At 60.1% G+C, this 20,941-nt stretch carries 18 protein-coding genes; 7 read left to right on the forward strand and 11 right to left on the reverse strand.

The genetic code is table 11. The features are described 5' to 3' along the window. Nucleotides 1–4: 4 nt before the first annotated feature. Nucleotides 5–919: an AraC family transcriptional regulator gene (locus tag FIU93_RS15515; RefSeq protein ID WP_152506087.1), complete on the reverse strand. Its 915-nt coding sequence runs from the start codon at nucleotides 917–919 to the stop codon at nucleotides 5–7. A gap of 95 nt (nucleotides 920–1,014) precedes the next feature. Here FIU93_RS15515 and FIU93_RS15520 point away from each other — a divergent pair, with 95 nt between their 5' ends. Continuing rightward, a complete protein-coding gene (locus tag FIU93_RS15520; protein WP_152506088.1) occupies nucleotides 1,015–1,764 on the forward strand; it encodes an SDR family oxidoreductase in 750 nt (249 codons plus the stop codon). Nucleotides 1,765–1,848: 84 nt separating this feature from the next. On the opposite strand, the gene FIU93_RS15525 is transcribed toward FIU93_RS15520, so the two are convergent. The 3 genes from FIU93_RS15525 to FIU93_RS15535 are packed head-to-tail and all read right to left on the reverse strand — an operon-like array spanning nucleotide 1,849 to nucleotide 4,715. Then, nucleotides 1,849–3,156, reverse strand: coding sequence for a TRAP transporter large permease (locus FIU93_RS15525; RefSeq protein ID WP_152506089.1), 1,308 nt, complete (start codon nucleotides 3,154–3,156; stop codon nucleotides 1,849–1,851). Between the two features lie 18 nt (nucleotides 3,157–3,174). After that, nucleotides 3,175–3,684: a TRAP transporter small permease gene (locus tag FIU93_RS15530; protein WP_152506090.1), complete on the reverse strand. Its 510-nt coding sequence runs from the start codon at nucleotides 3,682–3,684 to the stop codon at nucleotides 3,175–3,177. 2 nt (nucleotides 3,685–3,686) lie between these two features. Continuing rightward, nucleotides 3,687–4,715, reverse strand: coding sequence for a TRAP transporter substrate-binding protein (locus tag FIU93_RS15535; protein ID WP_286202361.1), 1,029 nt, complete (start codon nucleotides 4,713–4,715; stop codon nucleotides 3,687–3,689). 164 nt (nucleotides 4,716–4,879) lie between these two features. Here FIU93_RS15535 and FIU93_RS15540 point away from each other — a divergent pair, with 164 nt between their 5' ends. Then, nucleotides 4,880–5,413, forward strand: coding sequence for a MarR family transcriptional regulator (locus FIU93_RS15540; RefSeq protein ID WP_152506092.1), 534 nt, complete (start codon nucleotides 4,880–4,882; stop codon nucleotides 5,411–5,413). Nucleotides 5,414–5,517: 104 nt separating this feature from the next. Here the strand turns inward: FIU93_RS15540 and FIU93_RS15545 are convergent, their stop codons facing one another. After that, nucleotides 5,518–5,826, reverse strand: coding sequence for a GIY-YIG nuclease family protein (locus FIU93_RS15545; RefSeq protein ID WP_152506093.1), 309 nt, complete (start codon nucleotides 5,824–5,826; stop codon nucleotides 5,518–5,520). Between the two features lie 425 nt (nucleotides 5,827–6,251). Continuing rightward, nucleotides 6,252–12,026 carry an antitoxin gene (locus FIU93_RS15550; RefSeq protein WP_152506094.1) on the reverse strand — a complete coding sequence of 1,925 codons (5,775 nt, stop codon included), beginning with the start codon at nucleotides 12,024–12,026 and terminating at the stop codon, nucleotides 6,252–6,254. 282 nt (nucleotides 12,027–12,308) lie between these two features. On the opposite strand from FIU93_RS15550, the gene FIU93_RS15555 reads away from it, so the two are divergent. From FIU93_RS15555 to FIU93_RS15565, 3 genes are all read left to right on the forward strand, one after another. Beyond that, entirely contained in the window at nucleotides 12,309–12,623 is a 315-nt protein-coding gene (locus FIU93_RS15555; RefSeq protein ID WP_023000670.1) for a hypothetical protein, read from the forward strand. A gap of 250 nt (nucleotides 12,624–12,873) precedes the next feature. Continuing rightward, a complete protein-coding gene (locus tag FIU93_RS15560) occupies nucleotides 12,874–13,236 on the forward strand; it encodes an Hpt domain-containing protein (RefSeq protein WP_208984210.1) in 363 nt (120 codons plus the stop codon). A 126-nt stretch (nucleotides 13,237–13,362) separates the two neighbouring features. Continuing rightward, entirely contained in the window at nucleotides 13,363–13,683 is a 321-nt protein-coding gene (locus FIU93_RS15565) for a 2Fe-2S iron-sulfur cluster-binding protein (RefSeq protein WP_023000672.1), read from the forward strand. Between the two features lie 82 nt (nucleotides 13,684–13,765). Here the strand turns inward: FIU93_RS15565 and FIU93_RS15570 are convergent, their stop codons facing one another. Further along, the gene (locus tag FIU93_RS15570; RefSeq protein WP_023000673.1) at nucleotides 13,766–14,992 is read right to left on the reverse strand and encodes an MFS transporter; all 1,227 of its coding nucleotides are present in this window, start codon (nucleotides 14,990–14,992) and stop codon (nucleotides 13,766–13,768) included. A gap of 306 nt (nucleotides 14,993–15,298) precedes the next feature. Here FIU93_RS15570 and FIU93_RS15575 point away from each other — a divergent pair, with 306 nt between their 5' ends. Beyond that, nucleotides 15,299–16,087, forward strand: a complete 789-nt coding sequence (locus FIU93_RS15575) for a helix-turn-helix transcriptional regulator (RefSeq protein WP_023000674.1) — start codon at nucleotides 15,299–15,301, stop codon at nucleotides 16,085–16,087. A gap of 69 nt (nucleotides 16,088–16,156) precedes the next feature. Then, on the forward strand, nucleotides 16,157–16,582 hold the full coding sequence (locus tag FIU93_RS15580) for a universal stress protein (RefSeq protein WP_023000675.1): 426 nt from the start codon (nucleotides 16,157–16,159) through the stop codon (nucleotides 16,580–16,582). Between the two features lie 73 nt (nucleotides 16,583–16,655). Here the strand turns inward: FIU93_RS15580 and FIU93_RS15585 are convergent, their stop codons facing one another. Genes FIU93_RS15585 through FIU93_RS15600 form a run of 4 tightly spaced genes read right to left on the reverse strand, consistent with a single transcriptional unit; the run spans nucleotide 16,656 to nucleotide 20,905 of the window. Continuing rightward, nucleotides 16,656–17,783, reverse strand: a complete 1,128-nt coding sequence (locus FIU93_RS15585; RefSeq protein WP_152506095.1) for a hypothetical protein — start codon at nucleotides 17,781–17,783, stop codon at nucleotides 16,656–16,658. Between the two features lie 33 nt (nucleotides 17,784–17,816). Next, complete coding sequence (locus FIU93_RS15590; protein WP_023000677.1) at nucleotides 17,817–18,992, reverse strand: VWA domain-containing protein; 1,176 nt, start codon at nucleotides 18,990–18,992, stop codon at nucleotides 17,817–17,819. Nucleotides 18,993–19,031: 39 nt separating this feature from the next. Beyond that, nucleotides 19,032–20,003 (reverse strand): glycosyltransferase family 2 protein, encoded by a 972-nt coding sequence (locus FIU93_RS15595; RefSeq protein ID WP_173017340.1) that lies wholly within the window; start codon nucleotides 20,001–20,003, stop codon nucleotides 19,032–19,034. Beyond that, complete coding sequence (locus tag FIU93_RS15600; protein WP_152506097.1) at nucleotides 20,000–20,905, reverse strand: Gfo/Idh/MocA family oxidoreductase; 906 nt, start codon at nucleotides 20,903–20,905, stop codon at nucleotides 20,000–20,002. Before FIU93_RS15600 ends, FIU93_RS15595 begins: the two co-directional genes overlap by 4 nt. Between the last annotated feature and the right edge of the window lie 36 nt (nucleotides 20,906–20,941).

Here is a 20,941-nt window from a genome sequence, read left to right on the forward strand (position 1 = left end):
CGGTTCAGGTCGTTGCACTTGCCTTGCCGTATCTGACGGGCGGGCAGCCAACGTGCCGGGTAAAGGCTGTGCTGAAGGCGCTGGTGGAGCCATAGCCGGTCCGGCTGGAAATCTCGCCGATGCTGTGGAGACCTGAGCGCAGCATGTGCTTGGCTAGCGTCATGCGCCAGTTGAGCAGGTAACTCATTGGCGGCAGGCCGACAATGCGGTTGAAACGGGTAAAGAACGCGGAGCGGGAGAGGCCAGCCTCGCCGGCCAGCGCCCGGATCGACCAGGCCTGTTGCGGCGCGCCGTGCATGGCACGCAGGGCAGGGGCCACCCGAGCATCCGCAAGGCCGCTGAGAAGCCCGGTAGAAGCGGTGGATTGGACGCTTGAACGGAAAGCCTCGATCAGGAGGACCTGCAGAAGGTTTTCCAGCACCACATCCCTTGCAGGGCGATCGGCCCGTGCCTCGTCGCGTACCAGGGCTGCCAGCGACGCCAGACGATCTTCGCCGCGCACAACCACCATCTCCGGCAGAAGAGAGACCAGCAGCTCGGCATCCGGACTGCCGAAGCTGCAATGGCCAACCAGCTGCTGAACCTGGGGCGGGGTTTCACGCGGGTCCAGCATGCCGACGCGCACAACACCATCTTCCCCGTAAACAGGCTGGCTGAAATAGCCTGGAGGTGGTGGAGGATCGAGACTGGTGACAGTCAGTCCGCCAACAGCGGGCAGCAGCGCAAAATCACCCGCTGACAATATCACCGGTGCTCTTCCGTCCACTTCCAGGTTGAGCCGCCCCATCAGCACCAGGCAATAGAACGCTTCGTTGACATCGTCCCGTCGCACCCGGAAGGGGCCGGAGGCTTCCCCGATTTTCGAGAAGGGGGCTCTGGGCCGCAGAAGTGTGATCACTTCGGACAGGGGATCTGCCATTTCGGACTTTCGATAAAAAGAATGAGACTTGTCATGATAGAAAGTTTTGTCCGTCGTGTCGATATGGGGAGCATCCAACAACAGGAGACTTTGTCATGAAGACCATCATGATTACTGGATGTTCCTCCGGCTTCGGGCTGGAAACGGCGCGGCATTTTCTGAACGAGGGCTGGCGGGTGGTTGCGACCATGCGCAAACCCGACGCCACCTTGCTGCCGGCCTCCGAAAATTTGCGCATACTGCCGCTGGACGTGACAGATCACACCAGCATTGCCGAGGCCGTGGCTGCCGCCGGTCCGATTGACGTGCTGGTCAACAATGCTGGTGTTGGCTGGTTGTCGCCCTTCGAGGCAACGTCGGAAGACGTGGTGCGCAGGATATTCGACACCAACACCTTCGGGACTTTCGAGATGATCCGCGCGGTGCTGCCGCAGATGCGGGAGAAGGGCGAGGGCGTTATCGTCAACGTGTCGTCCAGTGTCACGCTGAAGTCCTTGCCGCTTCTGCCGGTCTATACCGCCAGCAAGGCGGCCGTGAATGCCTATACCGATTGCCTGGCTCTGGAGCTTGCGCCGCTTGGCATCCGCGTCCAGCTGGTTTTGCCGGGCCGCGCACCTTCGACCAGCTTTGGCACGAATGCACGAGCGTTGATGGCAGATGCATTGGAAGCACCTGTGGCCTACAAGCCCTTTGTCGACGAAGTGATGGGAGCCTTCATGGCAGATGCCGACAAGGAACCGACCCGGTCGGAGGATGTGGTCAAAGCCATCTGGCAGGCGGTAACCGATCCGTCATGTCCCGCCCACCTTCCTGCCGGCAGCGACGCAGAGGCGCTGGCGGCCTGATGAATGGTATGCCGGGCGGTGTGGCCACCGTCCGGCAATTCTTTGGAGTTCGGTTTTCCTAGCCATGCACCGGCCGGTAAAGCCTCAGATGAGCGCCAGTGACAGCAGCGGAACAGCAATCAACAGCGCCAGTCGCAGGATATCGGCCAGCCAGAACGGCAGGATGCCGGCAAACATCGTCCTCAACGGCACGTCTGTCAGCACAGAGCGAAGCACGAAGACGTTGAGGCCGATCGGCGGCGAGATCAGGCTGATTTCGGTGACTACCACCACGATGATGCCGAACCAGATCAGCACCATTTCCGGATCTGCCAGCAAACCGCCGCCGAAATCGAGCGAGCTGACCAGTGGGAAGAAGACCGGGACCGTCAGCAGGATCATCGACAGGCTTTCCAGCACTGCCCCCAGCACCACGTAGATCAGTACCAGAACCAGAATGACGACATAGGCGTTGACGTCGAGCGACTGAACGAAGGTCAACAATGCGTCAGGCACACCGGCATAGCTGATGAAGTTGGAAAAGACTTCCGCGCCGATGATGATCGCGAAGATCATCGCCGTGGTACGCGCACAGTTGAGCGCGGCGGTGTAGAGCTTTTCAAACGTCAGACCACCGGACACGAGCGCGATTACGAAGGCGGCGGCAGCACCGATGCCGGCTGCTTCTGTCGGCGTGAAGAAGCCGCCGTAGATGCCGATCATGATCACGGCAAATAGTCCGACAACTGCCAGGACACCCCAGACGTCACGCTTTTCGAGCTTCATGTCTTCGGACGCGGTTGGCGCAAACTCGGGTTTCAGCAGAACCGTGACGTAAATGGCGCCGAGATAGAACAATACGCCCAGCAGGCCTGGGATGATGCCGGCAATGAACAACTTGCCGATGTCGGCCTCGGTCAGCAGGCCGTAGATGATCAGGATGACAGAAGGCGGGATCAGGATGCCAAGCGTGCCACCGGCAGCGATGGAGCCGGTTGCCAGACTGTCGGCATAGCCTGCCTTGCGCATGGAAGGCATGGCCACCTTGGACATTGTGGCGGCCGTTGCCAGAGACGAGCCGCAAACTGCCGAAAAGCCGCCACAGGCGACAATGGCCGCCATGGCAAGGCCACCACGCATGCGGTGAAGCATGTGGTGAGCGGTCGAGAACAGGGACTGGCTGACACCGGAAATGGTCAGGAGGTTGCCCATCAGAATGAACAACGGGATCACCGAAAGGGTGAACGAAAGGCCGGTTTCGAAGGCCGCATTTCCGAGCAGGTTCAGCGCGGCATTCCAGTTGCGCAGGGCCGCGAACCCGGCAGTGCCGACGATGATCATTGCAATTGCAATGGGCACGCGCAGAAGCACGAGCGCGAAGAGCGCAACGAAACCGATCAGAGCTTCAAGCATATTCAATACTCACTGGTATCAAGCTTTTTCGCGGAACCGCCTGGCCGCGAAGACTATGGCGGCGACGGCGGAGAGCGCGAAGGAGGCAGCTCCCAGCCAACCGATCAGCGAAAGCGGGATCTGAAGGGAATCCGTCACCTGTCCGCGACGGTCCATCTTTTCGGCATGCTCGAACAGCTTGAACGCGATCAGGGCCAGGACACCGACCGTGCAAACAGCGGCAACCAAGGTGCCGAGCCGTTTGATAAGGGCGCTCTTGAGCCCGTCGAGCAGCTCCACCTCGATATGTTCGCCGGCAGCGGTCGTCAGTGGCAGGGCCAGGAAGATCAGCGTGGCCAGCAGCTGCTCCGTCAGCTCATAGGCACCGTTCACGGGGCTGTTGAAGGCATAGCGTGCGACGACGTCGACACAGGTTAGCCCGATCAGGGCGGCCAGCACACATAAACAGGCCAGCCCGAGCAGGAAACCGGCCCCTCGCCGGATCGTATCGATCCGGCGAGGGGCCTGGCCGTTGGATTCGGCAGACATGCTTAGTGCTTGATGCCGGTCTTGTCGCGGAACTCGGCCAGAGCGGCGGTGCCGTCAAAGCCGGTTTCGGCAACGGCAGCGGCCCAGGTAGCTTCATGCTTGGCTGCAAGTTCCTTGACCGCCTCCAGAACCGGGGCCGGTGCGTCGTAGATCTCAATGTCCTTGTCGGCAATGTAGGAAGCCGCACGGGCATCCGCGCCATCCCAGACGCCGCCGGCCATTTCGGCAAGGGCTTCACCGGAAATCTTGTCGATGGCCGCCTGGTCTTCTTCCGACAGGCCGTCCCAGACATCTTCATTCATGACCATGAACCAGGAGGTGTTGTAGAAGCCGCCCGGCAGGCTCATGGAGTATTTGGTGTAGTCGGTCAGATTGAAGGCCTGCAACGCTTCCATGGGGAAGGTGACACCATCGATGACACCGCGGGACAGCTTCTCGTAGACTTCGCCCGGGCCCATGAACTGGGTGATGATGTCAAGTTCCTGAGACAGGTCCGCAACATAACCGCCCGGAGTGCGGATCTTCAGACCGGCAAAATCTTCAGGTTTTTCGATCTTGCGCTGGTTGTTGTGGAACATGCCGGGGCCGTGAACCCAAAGGCCGAGCAGCTTGGTGCCCTTGTGTTCGCCTTGCGCGTCGAGGGTACCGCCATAGACGTCCCAATAGGCCTTGGAGCCTTCTGTTGCGGTGTTTGCGATGAAGGAGAACTGGCCAATGCGCGAACGCAGGAAACGGTCGTCGCGCGTGAAGGAGTGCAGGCCGTAGGTGATGTCGACGATGCCTTCGGCGGCAAGGTCGAAATGCTCGGGCGGCGAGCCGACCGGCTTGGGCAGAATGCGCACGGTTACGCGGCCATCGGTAGCCTTGGCAACTTCTGCTGCCCAGGGCTCCATCACGTCGGTAACGAGCGGGTGTTTCGGCGGCAGCCAGGACGACAGAACCAGTTCGTCGGCGGATGCGCTGGCGATGAAACCGGTCAATGCGGACGCTGCCACACCTGCGAGAATGGAAAGACACTTCAACTGTTTCACGATTTTCTCCTCCCCTTCATTTCATGAAGGCCGTTCTTGCCGGTATGATCCCGGACTTGAAACGTGATGCCAAACATAGTTACATATGCAACAAAATAGTTACACATGAAACCAAGTCAATCGTAAAATCGTGCAGACGACCTAACCAATACTGTTGAGCGCCGATGACCAAGCTGACCAATCCGGAGACCGAGACCCAAGAAGCCATTGGGATTGCGAGTGAAACGCCGGAGACGCGATTGCCCGACTTCGAGCTGGAAACTTTTTTTCCCTACCGGGTGCGTGTCTTTTATTCCGACGTCACACGGGCTCTTTCAGCGGTTTACCAGCGCGATTACGGCATGATGCCTGCCGAATGGCGCACCATGGCCATTCTCGGCTCGGCCTCTGGCGGACTGCAGGCAAGCGAGATCGTTGCCCGCTCCAGCATGGACAAGGTCGTCGTGAGCCGCGCCGTGAAACGTATGGAGGAGCGTGGCTTTCTGACCCGCGAAAGCAACGAGGCCGACGGCCGCAGTTTTCTTTTGCAGCTTTCAGAGGATGGACGCGCGGCTTTCGAGGATCTTGCTCCCAAGCTGAAAGCCGTCGAACAGAAAATGCTCAGCGGCCTCTCACCTGCGGAAATCGAGGGGTTTCTCGCGGTTACCCGGCGGATCCGGGAAAACCTCTCGGACGAGCTGGACGGGGTGAGCGATTGAGAGGCGGTGGTCATTCGACTTCCCGCGGCCGGGCGATGCCCTAAGACGGCATTGCGTGCCGGATCTTGCGTCCGACTTGAAAGAGGCATCGCCTCATCCAACTCTCATACGCTCTGCAAACGAGTAGGCCCCGGGTCTCGCGCTGCTCGCCCGGGGTGACACCGGGGTTTGGGTGCCATTAAATCATGCCACTCGGGATTGGACTTCTCGATTAGTTGAACTTTCCAGGATCTGCGCCATTTCTTGAGGCGTTTCTCCATGGCGATGGCTTCGCTCACATCGTCGAACGTTTCTGCAAATACCAAATTGCCGATGCCGTGCTTGCGGGTGAAATCGCCGCCTGACCCACCGCGATGCTCCTCAACGCGCCGGGCAAGATCGTTTGTCACCCCGATGTAGAGCGTGCCGTTCATCCGGCTTGCCAGGTGTAAACGTAATAGGTCAAGCTTCACCTCTGAAGTGAATTGCATTTGACGGTACAACCGTTTTGCATCTTCAAGTCAAGCGGCGTCGGTCGCTTTGCGTCCCTGGATCAATCCAGGCAGGGCGTCACCCCGGGCGAACGAAGTGAGACCCGGGGCCTACTCGTTTGCAGAGCGTTGGTGGGTCGGTGCGGGCGTTACTTTGGAATGCCCGCAGTCCCATCCAAGCGGAAATGCGGGTGTCCCCCGACGCTCTGCTTCGCTTGGGAGGATTTTGATACCGTTTTGAGCTCATGCAGGTAATTGGCCTTGAACGGGTTGCTTGCGTACAGCGATGAAGTCGGCGGCCGTTTTTTGCCCCTGCAAACAAAAAAGGCGGCCAGTGGCCGCCTTTTTCGTGTCTGACTGTCCGTCTCTTAGTCGAGCCGGCCGCTGGCGTGGGCCAGCATGGTGTAGACCTTGCCGGTGTCCGACGTCAGGTACGTCTGGCCGAGCATGTTGTCGCGGTCGTTGCGCGATACCTGGGCCAGGAGCTGCTCGAAGTCTGCCACATACCGTTCGACGGCAGTGCGGAACTCCGGATCGCGAGAGTACTTCTGACGGATTTCGTCGAAGGTCTGCTGACCCTGCAGCGTGTAGAGGCGGCGGGTGAACACGTGGCGTTCGCCATTGCGGTAGCGGTTCCACAGATCGACGAAGGTTTCGTGATCGATGGCGCGGGCAATGTCGACCGACAGCGAGTTGAGGCTTTCAACCGTGTGCAGCGGCGTGCGGCTCATGTCCGTGTCCGAACCGGCATCGTCGTCGCGCGATGCGCGGCGCAGCAGGTCGGCGACCCAACCCTTGCCACCGGAACTGCTGGTTTCGGCAGGGGCCGGCTGCTGCCGGCGAGTGGTGACCGGTGCCGGACGCGGTTCGCTCGCCGGGGCGCTCTGCTGACGGGCAGGGGCTGCCGGAGCATAGTTCACCGGAGCCTGCTGCTGCGGGGCAGGAGCAGGAGCGGCGCTTGCCACTGCTGCCTGAGCCTGCGGCCGGGAGATGTCGAGCGCGTTGGACTGCTTGGCGACAATCTCGGAGAGTTCCGTCAGAGCGCGGATCTGCTCGTTGACCACCTTGCGCAGCGCTGCGGAAGATTCTTCCGCTTCTTCCGGCAGGTTCAGGACACCCTGTTTCAGTTCGCTGCGGGTTGCTTCCAGCTCGCGGTGAACGTCGCGGGCAACATCGCGCATCCGGGCGGCCGCATCGTTGAAGCGATCGGACGCTTCGGTAACGGTGCGGGTCATCTCGGCGATGATGTCGTCCTGTGCGGAGCGGATAGCTTCGCGGGCCTTCTGTCCTTCCATGCCTGCCGTGAGGCGCATGGATTCGAACTGCTCGGACACTTGCTTGGACGCTGCTTCAGCCGCCGCGGACAGCATGTTGGCTGCATCGCGTGCCTTGTCGTCTGCCGTTTCCAGCGTTTCCGACAGGGTCTTGGTGAAGGAGCGCATGAGCGTGTCGACGGCTTCGGTCTTCGCCAGAAGCGTGTCCGCAACGTCCTCGATTGCGGTCCGGCGCTCGGAGACACGGCTCTCGACGGAGCGGTTGGTGTCTTCCAGGTGACGGGCTGCCTTGGTCAGTTCCTCCGACTGGTCGCCGAAGCGGCCGGTGAGGTTCTTGATGTCCGCCAGCGTGGTGTCCGTCACATCGCGCAGGTTTGCAACCTGTTCGGTGATGAGGGCCGTGGTGGAGTTGGTTTCCGAAACCGCCCGGTCGACGGCAGAGCGGAACTCGCCGGCGCGGCGGGCCAAGTTGCCTTCAACCTCGTTGAGGTTCTCGCCCGCAGTCGCGACGATGCCCTGCAGGTTGCTGTTGGACGTCTCGATCTTGTTGAGGATCTCGGTAACGTCCGCTTCCAGCCGACGCTTGGTGTCGGTGAGCAGGGTGGTTGCCTGTTCGCTGCGTTCGTTGATGCTGGCGACGATACGGTCGCCGGCTTCCACCAGCGAGCGGGTCGCGTCGAGGCCGGTATGAGCGAATGTGTCGGTGACATCGCGGCCCTTGACCGTGATGGCTTCCAGGATTGCCGTGTGGACCTCGGACAGGCGTCCGGTAAGGTCGTTGGCACGCAGTTCGATGGCGCTGATGAGTTCGTTGCCGTCGGTGCCGACGATCTTCGCCAGCTCGCCGGAACGGGCGCCGAAGGCTTCGTTGAGCGCCGTTGCCTTGTCGAGCAGTTCGTTGGCGACCTCGTTGCCGCGGCCGACCAGAAGATCTGCTGCTTCAGTAACGGCGCTGTTGACGCGGGCACGAACCATACCGGCTTCGCTCGACATCTGGCCGCGGATTTCCTCCAGCGTTTTCGCCAGTGTCATGCGGGCCTGCTCGCTTTCGGCGGACAGGTTGCCGGAGATTTCGGCAATCAGGCCGGACAGTTCGTTGCGGACCTTGTCGCTTTCGCCGGTCAGAGACCCGGAGAACTCGGCCAGGGTGCCAGCGTAGAGTGTACGGGCCTTTTCGCTTTCGGCGGCCATTGCACGGGCGGCATCGCCAACCGCGCTGAGCACCAGCTCGCGGATCTTGCCGCTTTCACCGGACATTGCGCCGGTAGCCTGGCTCATTGCAGAGGTAACCGCATCGGCTGCCTTCTGGCTTTCGCCAACCAGGACGCTGCGAGCTTCGCCGACGGAGCCCAGGACGATCTGGCGCATGCGATCGCCTTCACCGGAGAGCTTCTCCGTCGCCTGGCTGAGAGCACTGTCGACGATTTCGACCGTACGATTGCGTTCGTCGGAGAGGGTCTGGACAGCGGCGGTGACCGCTTCCTGAACCACATCACGCAGACGCGTGCTTTCGGTGGAGAGCGTTGCTCCGGCTTCGGAGATAACGGCCGTGAGAATGTCACGGGCACGCTCGCTCTCGCCGGTGAGGGTGCCGGAAATGCTTTCCAGACGCTCGTTCAGCAGCGTTTCCAGCTGGGTGGCGCGGCTGTCGAGGGTTTCGGCAACCTCGAACACCTTGGCGCCCAGGGAGACGTTGATCTCGGCGATCCGCTCGGACAGGGATTCCGTCAGCTGCTCGCTCTGCTTGCCCAGCACGCTGCCGGCTTCCGCCAGACGGTTGTCGAGGGCAGAGGTCATTTCGTCCTGACCGTCGACAAAGGCCTTGGCGATTTCCTTTGTGCGGGAAATCAGGGTTTCGGAGATCTGACGGGCACGTGCATCGAGGGTCTCGTCGATCCGGTCGGTCCCGCTGGTCATGGAGGCGGAGATCAGCTCGGCCTTGTCAGCCATTGCAGACGTTGCTGTATCAACGCGCTGCGACAGGGACTGGCCGATTTCCTCGGCGCGTTCCGCAAGGGTATTGCCGGCCGCTTCGATGCGCTGACCAAGCTGCAGCGTGATGGCGTCGGAACGGTCCGCAAGTACATCGGTGATGTTGCGGGTCTTTTCCTCCAGCGCATCGCTGATGCCGGTGGTGCGATTCTCGATGGCATCGGACAGGATCTGCGTACGGGCTTCCAGGGTTGCCTCGAAGGCCGCGGTCCGCTGATCGAGCGTCAGGTCCAGGGTGTTGATGTGACTGCCGAGAGAGGAGTCCATCGTGGAGATCCGCTCGCTGAGCGAGCTGTCCATCGACGAGAGGCGATGCTCAAGCGAATTGTCCAGCGTGCTGATGCGATCGGTGAGGGTGGCGTCCATCAGGGCGTAGCGCTGTTCCAGCGAAGCGTCCATGGTGCCGATCCGCTCGCCAAGGCCCGCATCCATGGTGGTGAAGCGGTGCTCCAGAGAGCTGTCCATGGTGGCGATACGGTCGGTCAAGGTCGTGTCGATGGCGGTGTAACGCTGTTCGAGGGTCGCATCCATGGTGGCGATACGATCGGTCAGGGTCGTGTCGATGGCGGTGTAACGCTGCTCGAGGGTCGCATCCATGGCCGCGATACGGTCGGTCAGGGTTGCATCGATTGCCGAATAGCGCTGGTCGAGCGATGCATCCATTGTCGCGATGCGATCGCCCAGAGAGGCGTCCATGGAGTCGATACGGGTGGCGAACGTCGTGTCCAGCGTGGACAGGCGTGAATCCAGCGCTTCGGACAACAGCAGGGTCTTGGTGTCGAAAGCGTCGATCAGCTGGCCGCCGCGATCGGTGACGATGGTTTCCAGCTCGGTGAGGCGGCTCGACAGGCCGTCCTGCAGCGCCTGGCCACGTACTTCCAGAGTTTCGGCGATCTTGCCGCTGATCTGGTTGATGTCGCCGGCTACACGGTCGCCGCGGCTGCCGATGAGTTCGGCAAGCTGGGTTCCGGTTTCCGCCAGTTTCTGGGTAAGTGCACCGGTCTGGTCGCCGAGGCTCGCGGAGAATTCGCCGGAGACGCTTTCCAGGGTCTCCCGGAAGCCAATGGTCTGCTGTTCCAGGATGGTGGCCATCTCGTTGCTGCGGGCAGCCAGACGTTCGTCCAGTTCGCTGCCGTTGATGGAGATGGCGGTGTAGATACGCTCGGAGATGTTGTCGAGTTTCTCGGCCAGCTCACCACCGCGAACGGAGATGGTCTGGGTGAGGGACCCTGCGGTTTCGTCGAGCTTGGAGGCGATTTCACCACCGCGCAGCGACAGATCGACCACGATGCTCTCGCCGGTGCCACGCAGGATTTCCGCAACTTCCGTAGACCGGCTGGACAGGGTCTCGACGATTTCCGCACCCCGGATTGAGATGGTGTCGGTAACTGCCTGGCCTTTTTCGGAAATGCTCTCGACCACACGGTTGCCGGTTTCGGCAAGGGACTCGTCCAGTGTGGTGACGCGGTTGTCGACGGTTGCCACCAGTTCCTCGGTGCGCGAGGTGATGGTGTCGATGAGACGGCCGGAGGTGAGCGACAGGTTGGCGTTGATTTCCTCGCCGCGCGCCGTGATCACTTCGCCAACGTTGTTGCCGGTCGTTTCCAGGGTGAGCCGGAACTCGTCCGCCTTTTCGCTCAAGGTGTTGATCACCGAGTTGCTGGAGGTTGCCAGGGTCTCGTTGATCGTCGTGCTGCGAGCGGACAGGGTTTCCACGAAGGTGTTCGCGGTGTCCGCGAAGCGTTCGTTGACCTCGTTGCCACGTGCCGTGAGCGTTTCCCACATGGTGGAACCGGTTTCCGCCAGGCTGTCGACCAGGTCGTTGCCGGTAGACGAGAGGCGGGCGACATAGTCTTCCGCGCGGACCGTGAGGCTGTCGACCAGTTCATTGCCGGAGGCGTTCAGCGTTGCACCGAGAGACTCGATGCGGCTGTCGACGGTGGATGTGAGTTCTTCAACACGGCTGTTGACCGCATCGATCATGCGCTGGGTTGCATGGTCCACGGTGCTGCCGAGTTCACCGGAGGTGCTGGAGAGCTGTGAGGCGAAGCTCTCATGGGCACCGGCGATGGTTTCGCGCACGCGCTCGGCGTTCATGACGATGGACTCGCGCTGGCTGATCAGTTCGTCGATCAGGGCGCGGATCTTCAGTTCGTTGTCGTTATAGGAGCGTTCCAGCGAAGACACTTCATTATGGACAAGGACTTCCAGCTCGCTGGCGCGCGCGATCGCGCGTTCGATGCCGTCGCCCATGGCGGCGACTTCGCGGCGGATAGCCTGGCCAACGCTGAGGATGCTTTCTTTGGCCATGTCTTCCGGCTCGGCAAGACGCAGGGCCACTTCGGTCATGCCACGGGCGACAATGCGCATTTCCTGCGCGCGCCAGATCATCATGGCCATGACGAAGAAGAAGATGATCGGAACGACGATGCCGACGACGGCCAGGATCATTTCAGGAGAGCTGAGCAGCGTCTGGGGATCGGTCAGCGATCCGACCTTGTCGGGGAACGCTGTCATGAAGAGGCTGCTGCCAAGCGCGGCCCAAAGGGCGCTGAGGGCGAGGGCGCCCCAGAACGGCGCTGAAGACGGACGGCGCTGCAAGGAGTAGATCAGGTTGCCGATGTTCCGGCGATCGTCGTTGGCTGCCGGCGGGCGTCCGCCGCGGCCACGGCGTCTTGACTGACGCTGCTCTTCGCGCTGGGACTGGCCTCGCGTTTCCCCCTGGGACCGGCGTGCCGGTTCCGCCTGGGCAGGGCTAGCCTCTGCCGCGGAGGTTGTTTCTGTGGTATCCGGGCCGCCGAAATCAAGTTTCAGGGCTTCTTCAACTGCTGAGAGAGCCGCTTCTGCCGGATCTTTCGCCTTTGTCGGATTTGCCATTTAGGGTCGCCTCACATCCGTACTCATTACACACCGGTAATCGTGCAGAGCCGCTGGCGCAGCTCCTTACAGTTATCTACCGGATGCGTCCTCGTTGCGAGCGTTGCCCAGCTGTGGCAACGCCGCAAAACCTGTTCGTGCGAGAGGGCCGCCGCTGACCGACCGTGAACTTTCCGTTCGACGGTACACTCCCCACCTTGCCGCATCAGTAACTGTAATGGCACAATCTCTCCTAACGAACAAGAAACGGCAATAGCGTGAGTCACTTAGGGGGCGGATTGGATGCCGGATTCAAAGCAGGTTGACGCATCGGCAGATGCTGAAAATACGGTTCTGGAAGTTACTCTCAAAGCGGGAAAGTTGACGGCTGCGCAAAAGCGGTGGTTGCAAAAAGGGCTCGGGCAGGCGGGGGGCAAGCTGCCTCTGTTCGATGACAACGGCCGGGAAATTCCGGCGCGCACAATCCGCGCCTGTATCGATGCAGGTTGGGCAGAGCCTTGGTTTTCCAACCCAATCAAGCCCGACTGGCTGGTCTGCAAGCTCACGCCCGCCGCCATCGAAGCACTTTCTGCAAGTCAAAAAGTCAAAAAAAGTTAACGGCGAATCAGATCATTAAAATTTTAGCGATTCAGGAAATCGGCGGAAACGCAAGGACTTTTTTAATCCTGTTTCGTAACCTGCGTTAAAACGCATTAACCATGAAATCAATTTTTTGGGGACATGGGCCGAAAGGGACGGTTTGAGCAACCGGTTTAACCGGGTGTTTGGGCTTGGGGCGCATTGTTGTGGCGCTACAGCTTGCGGCGGGGTGCCGTCAGGCAGGTATCGAGTAATGTGGAGCACCCTTATGGCCCCTTCTTCCATGGCCCGCGTCGCCGGACGCGCCGGTCCGGAGGCACCGATCGATCTGGTGCAACTGGCAACCAATACGCTGGGTAACCGGGATCTAGAAGTGCAGGTCCTGCATCTGTTCAAGTCACAGTCCATCTCGACGCTTGAGCGGTTGAAACAGGAAACCGACAATTCCGTTCGCCTCGACCTCGTGCATACCCTGAAAGGATCCGCCCGGGCCATCGGCGCGGAGCGGGTCGCGATCGTTTGCGAAAATCTGGAAGGCAAGATGCGCTCGAGCACCGATACGGCCACAGAAGGCCTGATTGCGGCGGTCGATGAGGCGAACCGATACATCCGGGACCTTCTGGAAGGTTAAAGGACAGACCCCGGCCAGAACGGGAGAGGCAGATTGCCGCGTGGAAATGGCACGGTCCTTGACCTTTTGCCGTAAATCTTTATGTCGTGCTTCGAAGACCCGCAAATTCAGGCTTGGACGCGACATATGCCGAAAATCACATTTGTAACCGCCGATGGAACCCGGACCGACGTTGACGCCGCTGAAGGCTCTACGGTGATGGAAAACGCCATCAAGAACATGGTCCAGGGTATCGAAGCGGAATGCGGCGGTGCTTGCGCCTGCGCTACCTGCCACGTTTACGTAGATGATGCCTGGAGCGGCAAGACCGGATCTCCGGAGCCGATGGAAGAGGACATGCTCGACTTTGCCTACGACGTGAAGCCGACCTCGCGCCTGTCCTGCCAGATCAAGGTGACGTCCGATCTCGACGGCCTTGTGGTGCATGTGCCTGAGCGGCAGGCCTGATCAGGTCAGTTCAGACAAGATTTCAAACAAAACGCCCGCCGGATCACTCCGGCGGGCGTTTTGGTTTGTCCAGGTACAGAGTTTACTCTGCAGGTTGGGCAGAAGGCTTGCGGTACCAGAAGTCGACTTCGTGGCCTTCTTCCGGATTGCTCGGGATCAGGGTTGCCAGCACAAGGCTGACCAGGGCCATGGCAGCGCCAGCCAGGAAGACCGCAGCCGGGGACACCAGCCAGATGAAGCCGAATACCACCGGAATGAACACCGCAGCGATGTGGTTGATCGTGAAGGCGACGCCGGCGGTGGGGGCGATGTCGGCAGGGTCGGCGATCTTCTGGAAGTAGGTCTTGATGGCGATGGCGATCGCGAAGAAAGCGTGATCGATCACATAAAGGCTGGCCGCCAGTGTTGCGTTGGTGACGAAGGCATAGCAGATGAACACCAGGACCAGGCCGACATACTCCAGAACCAGCGCCTTGCGCTCACCGAAGCGAACAATCAGTTTTCCGATCTTGGGTGCCAGCACCATGTTGAAGGCGCCGTTCAGGAGGAATAGGCCCGCAACTTCGTGAACGTCATAGCCGAAGCGTTCGACCATCAGGAAGCCGGCGAATACCGTGAAGATCTGCCGCCGCGCACCAGCCATGAAGGTGAGGGCATAATAGAGCCAGTAGCGTTTTCTCAGGATCAGCTTCTTGTGCTGCGGCACGCCTTCACGGAAATGCGGATAGGCGAAGATCAGGAAAACAAGAACGACCAGCGTCAGACCACCGGCAATGGCGAAAACCACCGTGAAGGACAGTTCGAACATCTTCCACGCCAGGAAGATGACACCATAGGCGATCAACTGGGCGAAGGCGCCAACGGCCAGGATCTTGCCCATGCTTGCAGCGGCCGTTGCCTTGGGCAGCCATTGCAGCGACAGCGACTGCGCCATCGTCTCGTAGTAATGGAAGCCGATCGACATGATCAGCGTCGTTACATAAAAGCCGATCGCGGTCGGAAAATAGCCCGTGACGGCAACGCCGACGCCCAGGAGCAGCAGCGACACATAGGCGAGCGTCTGCTCGCGCATCATCAACAAGAGATAGACCGCTAGGAAGCTCAGGAAGCCCGGGATTTCCCGGATCGATTGCTGAATGCCGATCTCCCGGCCGGTGAAATCCAGCTCCTGGACGGCGAAGTTGTTCATCAGGTTCCACCAGGCAGCAAAGGAGAGCTGCATGGCACCTGCCATGATCATCAGGAGAACCACAGGAGACCGCCAGCCGGTCGCCTCGTTCGGGTGCGCATTCTGGGTGAAGTAAGACATTGTGTGGCCGTGGAAAAAGAAAACGTTCGGCAGTGTTGCGAGCCGTTTCTAACGCCAATTGTGGTTTGCGTGTTAGCGCTGTTTTGTCATGAGATGTTTCCGACACGCCAAATTCTGGCTGGTGCAGCGCTAGGCATCCGGCAAAAACGCGAAATGATCCTTGTCGATCATGGCTTGGCGCAGGGAAAGCCTTTCACCTTTCCGGCAGGACCTGGGCATAGTTGCCGCGATTATGTTGCGTTGCCGAGTCCTCCGGTGCTATTGGCCCTCTGTGCAATATCGGGGTGAAGGTATACGATCCGGCGCATGAGCATTCATCCCGAACTTGCCGAGTTTCCGAAAGAGGCTGTCGCCGCGCCGATTATCGGATACGCGCGGACCCAGTTGCAGGGCCGGAACAATGGCTGGCATTCGCATGATGCAGCGCAGCTCTTCCATGTGATCAGGGGATCGATTGCCATCGACACGGAGATGGGCACCTATTTCGTGCCACCCGAGCGGGCCGTGTGGTTGCCGCCCAGGGTCAGCCACCAGACCCGGTATCTGACGGACACGGAGCTGCGTTACATCTATGTCCAGTATGATTACACGAGGGATCTGCCGCAAACACCGCAGGTGATGCAGGTGACGACCCTGCTCAGGGCACTCATTCTCGAGTTCATGTCCTATCCGCGCTCCGAGACGGACAAGGGGCCGGCGGCACGGATCGCCGCGGTAATCCTGGATCAGTTGAAGATGCTGCCGGTTGCCCCCCTGCAGCTACCGATGCCGCAGGATGCCCGGCTGCGCGACCTGTGCGAAGGCGTCGTCCGATGCCCGGCACATATTCCCTCGCTCAGCGAGGCCGCGGACCGGTGTGCGACTTCCGTGCGTTCTTTCGAACGGCGCATAAAAGCGGAGACGGGGCTCAGCTACCGTACCTGGTGCCGCCAGGTGAAACTGTTCCGGGCTCTGGAGTTGCTGGCGTCCGGGCGAAGCGTTTCCGACGTCTCCCACAAGCTCGGTTACGAGGGGCCGAGTGCCTTCGTCTCGACCTTCAAGAAGGCCTTCGGCGTGACACCCGGCCGATACTTTGACGGTGTCGAAGCCGATTGATCCTTGTCATGGCGGTGCATGTTTTCCGGGCGCACAAAAAGTCGACCTGATTTTTTGGGGAGACAAGACATGTTCAAGAAAATCCTCGTTCCCGTTGACCCGGCCGAAAGCGGCTTTGCCACGGAGGCGCTTGCCAAAGCCTCGCAGTTTGCCCGCGACTATGGCTCCAAGATCCACCTGATGGCGGTTTGCCCGGAAGTTCAAAGCTTCGTGGCGAGTCAGCTTCCCGAAGGCTGGCAAAAGCGGGAATTCGAGGAAACCGCGAAAATCCTCGACAAGATCGCATCTGATCTGGACGTTCCTGAAGGCACTGTCGATGTGACCGTGCGTATGGGGTCGGTGTATCATGAAGTGATCGAGGAAGCCGAAAAGGCGAATTGTGACCTGGTGCTGATGACGTCGCACAAGCCGGGCCTGTCGACCTACTTCATCGGCTCGAATGCCGCCCACATTGTCCGCCATGCACCGTGCTCGGTCATGGTGCTGCGCAGCTAGAGCGACAAGCAGCGATCTGGCCGTTCGATGCTGCCGGGCCTTGAAAGGTCGATCGGCTGGTGAACCTCAGCCGTCAGCCATTGCGCGTCAGCAACATGGCGACGGCTGCATAGCGGAAGGGGTAGAGGCTGGTGTCTGCCTTCAGGCGGTCTTCGGCCCTTGCAAAGATTCGGTTGATCAGATCCTTCCGTGATGGGCTTTCAGGCAGGGCTGCGCGCAACACCGCTTCGGTGAAGGCGCGGAAGAAATTGACATAGTCGCGGGCATAGCGGTCAAGATCGCCGTCCTGCTTGAAGCGGTCGACGAACGGGACCGCAATTTCGTACTCCATTGACCGGTCGAGTGAATAAAGTCCGGCAGCTCCATACGTATCGTTGGTGACCGGGTCTGCAAGTTCTTGCAGGTCTCGCATGTACACCGGCTGGTAATGCCGGTCGTAGACGTCCCTGCTGATGTCTCCGGCCTCGACGAAGTCCAGAACCGCGTCGTTCAGAAGATCATAAAGGCCATCACAGGTTCGAGCCAGGCCCTTGGAGCCAAACACCTGAACCAGCAGCTTGCCACCTGGAACCAGTTCCCTTGCGCGGACGGTGAGGAAACGGGCGATATCGTTCTTCGCCTGTTCGGCAAAGGCATGCCGGTCTTCTTCGGAAACATAACCATTTGCCCGTGCCACACTTGGGCCGTTGGGCAGGATATAGCCAGGCAACCTGTCGACGGGGCGGCAGGAGAGAAAGCCGATGGCGTTGAAGGTGGTGGCAAGGTGCAAGCTCTGCAGCGGGCAGAGCTGATCGTACATCGAGCCACCGATCGCGGCCGAGTAAACCCTCTCAGACCCGAAGACCGAGCCGCCATCCGGTCTGAGGCTGCGGAAAAGTTCAGAAAAGTCGTTTGTGGGAAGGTCTGAATGGATGGTCTGGATCGGCCGTTCGGTGCGTGCAAGCAATGCCGGGAGAGCGTGTTTCATGACGGCAACAGAATTGCGGCCTTCCGAGCAGCCGTAGTCGGCAATGCCGACCGGACCGCTACCCTCAATCGGCAGGCTCGCAATCGCCTCTTCAAGCAGTGGCAATATCTTTTCGATGGCAGACCATTGGGCAGCCGAGTTGGCGTTGTAAAATCCCCCGCCGGACATGCCGGTGGTGGTTGCGTGGGAAACAGGTTGCGCGAAAGGGTGAACGGGTTTTGGGGGCGGTTCCATGTGTTCCCTTTCTGCGCCTTTTGTGCGGAAAATCTACCTGGCCAATTCCTTCATGGCGTCCGTCAGACCTTCGACGGTCATGGGAAACATGCGGCCTTCCATGAGTTCGTTCAACATCTGGATGGAATGCGTGTAGTGCCAGTGTTCCTGCCGAACCGGGTTCAGCCAGACCGCGCTCTTGTAAAGCCCGGTGATCCGCTGCATCCAGTCGGCTCCGGCTTCCTCGTTCCAGTGCTCTACCGAGCCACCGGGGTAGGCAATCTCGTAGGGGCTCATGGACGCATCGCCGACAAAGATGATCTTGTAGTCGGCAGGGTACTTGTGCAGCACGTCCATCGTCGGCATGCGCTCTGTGTGGCGGCGGCGGTTTTCCTTCCAGACATACTCGTAAAGGCAGTTGTGGAAGTAGAAGTGTTCCATCACCTTGAATTCGGAACGTGCGGCTGAAAACAGCTCCTCACAGACCCGGATATGATCGTCCATCGACCCGCCGATATCGAAAAACAACAACACCTTGACCGCGTTGTGGCGTTCCGGCCGCATCTTGATGTCCAGAAGGCCCTTGTGGGCTGTTGCGCGGATGGTGTCGTCCAGGTCCAGTTCTTCAGCAGCGCCCGTTCGTGCGAAGTTGCGCAGTCGCTTCAGGGCGACCTGGATATTGCGGGTGCCTAGCAACTGGGTGTCGTCGAGATCCTTGAATTCGCGCTTGTCCCAGACCTTCACCGCACGACGGTGCCGGCTTTCGTGCTGGCCGATGCGCACACCTTCCGGATTGTAGCCATAGGCACCGAACGGCGACGTGCCGGCTGTGCCGATCCATTTGTTGCCGCCCTGGTGGCGCTTTTGCTGCTCCTTGAGGCGTTCGCGCAGGGTTTCCATCAGCTTTTCAAAGCCGCCGAGTGCTTCGATCTGGGCCTTTTCCTCTTCACTGAGATGCTTTTCCGCCAGGCGGCGCAGCCATTCCTCCGGTATTTCGGTGGTGGCAACCTCGCTCATGAGGTCGAGCCCCTTGAAGACGTGGCCGAAGACGCGGTCGAACTTGTCCAGGTTGCTCTCGTCCTTCACCAGCGTGAGCCGGGCGAGATAGTAGAAATCCTCGACGCTCTTTTCCGCCAGATCCTTATCCAACGCTTCCATCAGCGTCAGATATTCGCGGAGCGAGACCGGGATGCCGGCCGATTTCAGTTCGGTGAAGAAGGTAATGAACATGTGCGAAAGGTAAGTTCCCGGCAGTTGCCTGTCGAGGGGTCAAAAAGGACGCTTCGACAGGAGTTTGCGAAGCAGCTTGCCACTTTTACGAAAGGGCGCCGTCATCTTCCAGGAAGACGAGGCGAGGATTGCGTCGTAACGGCGTTTCTGCAGGTCGAGTTCGGCCTGCAATTCTCGGATCTTCCCCTGCTGGGCGGAAACCGTTTGCGTCTGCCGGGCCGCGTTGTCCGCATGCTGCCGGCTTTCGGACCTGAGGTGGCTGATCAGCATTTCATTGCAGCTGGTCTGGAAATCCTGCCTTTCCGCCGGATCGGCAAACCTTTGCATCAGCGCCATCATTTCACCCTGCCTCTCGGCAAGCGACATGTCCTGACGGTGCACGGCGGAAGGCTTGATGCATTGAACCGTGGGCCGTGTTGCAAAGGTGAAGTCCGGGCGTGCCAGGAACTTCCGCCACATGAAGAGATCGGTCCAGAAGTCAGGTGGTGCCGGGCTCCAGCCAACATCCAGAGACCGATAGGCCTCAAGGGAATAGCCAACCGTCGACGGGCCGAAGAAGTTCCAACGCGTCTCAAGCATCTTGCGGCGCGTGTCCGCGTCCGACAGATCTCCGATATGAACCTTGAACGTCCCGTCAGGCAGAATTTCAGCCTGAAGCAGATTACCGAAGTCGCAGGTTTGCAGCAGGCGGCTCAGTTCCGACAAATGTTCGGGAAACCAGATGTCGTCATCGCCGATCTGGGCAACAAATTTGCCGTTTGCCTGCGTGAGAGCCGTGTCCCGATGAGCTTCGCCGTGCCGTTCTCCCTTCGGGAAGGAAAAAACACGGATCCTCTCGTCACGCCCTGCCAGCTTCTCCGCTTCCTGCACGGTTTCTTGGGGGGCGCCGTCACATACGATGAACAGTTCGAAATCTTGCAGGGACTGGCCCAGAACACTCTCGACGGCGAATGGCAGAAGCGCGGGAGGTCTGTTGACCGGCAGCAGGACGGTGAAGCGCGGATGGGTCACGGCAATCCTGCGAGCGCTCTGAGTTCGGCAATGCGCCTCACGATCAATGCGCCTTCTGCAGCCGAGGACTTTGGAGCAGGCCCCCCTTCCAGATGCGCGACGAATGCTTCCAGTTCGGCCAGAAGAGGCATTTTCGTGCCAACCTCGATTTGCTGAGGCTTCTGGCCTTGATCTCTCGGGGCAAGGAGAATGCGATCGTCATAGGATGAGACCAGTTGGGCCACCGCCTTGCTGCCGATTACGACGGCGGAGCGTTTTGGGGCCGGATGGAGGGAAGAGATCTCCATGGTGACGGTGAGCGGTTCCCCATCGTTTTGAAGACGGGCAATCAGGTCCTCACCACCCAGGCCCGGGATCTGGGCGATCGCCGAATGAGCCTTGGGCAATGTTCCCAGGATTTCGAGTGCGATCGAAAGATCATGCGGCATCAGGATCCAGAGGCTGTCGACATCCTTGTGAGGATTGCCCCAGCCGAGCCGATAGGTGCGCACCGCTTCGATCTGGCCCAGAGCTCCGGATTTTGCCAGTTCCGCAAGTTTCAAAATGCCGGGATGATAGCGCCACTTGTCCATGACGAAGAGACGTTCCTGCAGCGTATCGGCAAGTCTTTGCGCTGCCTGTGCGTCGTTGGTGACCGGTTTCTCGCAGAAGATCGGCCGCTTCCGCGGTGCAAGTGCGTCGATGCAGGCTGCGTGAAGCACTGTTGGTGGCGCAACGACATATCCCGCGCAGTCAGGAAGCTTGGCAGCGCTATCGCACACCGAAGCGGCTCCGGCCTCCCGGGCTGCGTTCTGGCTGTCCGAACCGGGCACCGCCACATGCACGTTTACACCCAAGCTGCGCAGATCGCGAAAGATGAGCTTTCCCCACCGGCCAAAGCCAACCAGACCGATATCAGTCATGGCTGTGTCCAACAGCCGGCGATGTGAAATTGCAGG

The sequence above is a fragment of the Labrenzia sp. THAF35 genome (assembly GCF_009363595.1).
GTDB lineage: Bacteria > Pseudomonadota > Alphaproteobacteria > Rhizobiales > Stappiaceae > Roseibium > Roseibium algicola.

Bases quoted from the DNA above. Each gene is read 5' to 3' on its own strand.
- FIU93_RS15515 (WP_152506087.1), bottom strand. From the start codon at position 919: ATGGCAGATCCCCTGTCCGAAGTGATCACACTTCTGCGGCCCAGAGCC.
- FIU93_RS15520 (WP_152506088.1), top strand. From the start codon at position 1,015: ATGAAGACCATCATGATTACTGGATGTTCCTCCGGCTTCGGGCTGGAA.
- FIU93_RS15525 (WP_152506089.1), bottom strand. From the start codon at position 3,156: ATGCTTGAAGCTCTGATCGGTTTCGTTGCGCTCTTCGCGCTCGTGCTT.
- FIU93_RS15530 (WP_152506090.1), bottom strand. From the start codon at position 3,684: ATGTCTGCCGAATCCAACGGCCAGGCCCCTCGCCGGATCGATACGATC.
- FIU93_RS15540 (WP_152506092.1), top strand. From the start codon at position 4,880: ATGACCAAGCTGACCAATCCGGAGACCGAGACCCAAGAAGCCATTGGG.
- FIU93_RS15545 (WP_152506093.1), bottom strand. From the start codon at position 5,826: ATGAACGGCACGCTCTACATCGGGGTGACAAACGATCTTGCCCGGCGC.
- FIU93_RS15550 (WP_152506094.1), bottom strand. From the start codon at position 12,026: ATGGCAAATCCGACAAAGGCGAAAGATCCGGCAGAAGCGGCTCTCTCA.
- FIU93_RS15555 (WP_023000670.1), top strand. From the start codon at position 12,309: ATGCCGGATTCAAAGCAGGTTGACGCATCGGCAGATGCTGAAAATACG.
- FIU93_RS15560 (WP_208984210.1), top strand. From the start codon at position 12,874: ATGGCCCCTTCTTCCATGGCCCGCGTCGCCGGACGCGCCGGTCCGGAG.
- FIU93_RS15565 (WP_023000672.1), top strand. From the start codon at position 13,363: ATGCCGAAAATCACATTTGTAACCGCCGATGGAACCCGGACCGACGTT.
- FIU93_RS15570 (WP_023000673.1), bottom strand. From the start codon at position 14,992: ATGTCTTACTTCACCCAGAATGCGCACCCGAACGAGGCGACCGGCTGG.
- FIU93_RS15575 (WP_023000674.1), top strand. From the start codon at position 15,299: ATGAGCATTCATCCCGAACTTGCCGAGTTTCCGAAAGAGGCTGTCGCC.
- FIU93_RS15580 (WP_023000675.1), top strand. From the start codon at position 16,157: ATGTTCAAGAAAATCCTCGTTCCCGTTGACCCGGCCGAAAGCGGCTTT.
- FIU93_RS15585 (WP_152506095.1), bottom strand. From the start codon at position 17,783: ATGGAACCGCCCCCAAAACCCGTTCACCCTTTCGCGCAACCTGTTTCC.
- FIU93_RS15590 (WP_023000677.1), bottom strand. From the start codon at position 18,992: ATGTTCATTACCTTCTTCACCGAACTGAAATCGGCCGGCATCCCGGTC.
- FIU93_RS15600 (WP_152506097.1), bottom strand. From the start codon at position 20,905: ATGACTGATATCGGTCTGGTTGGCTTTGGCCGGTGGGGAAAGCTCATC.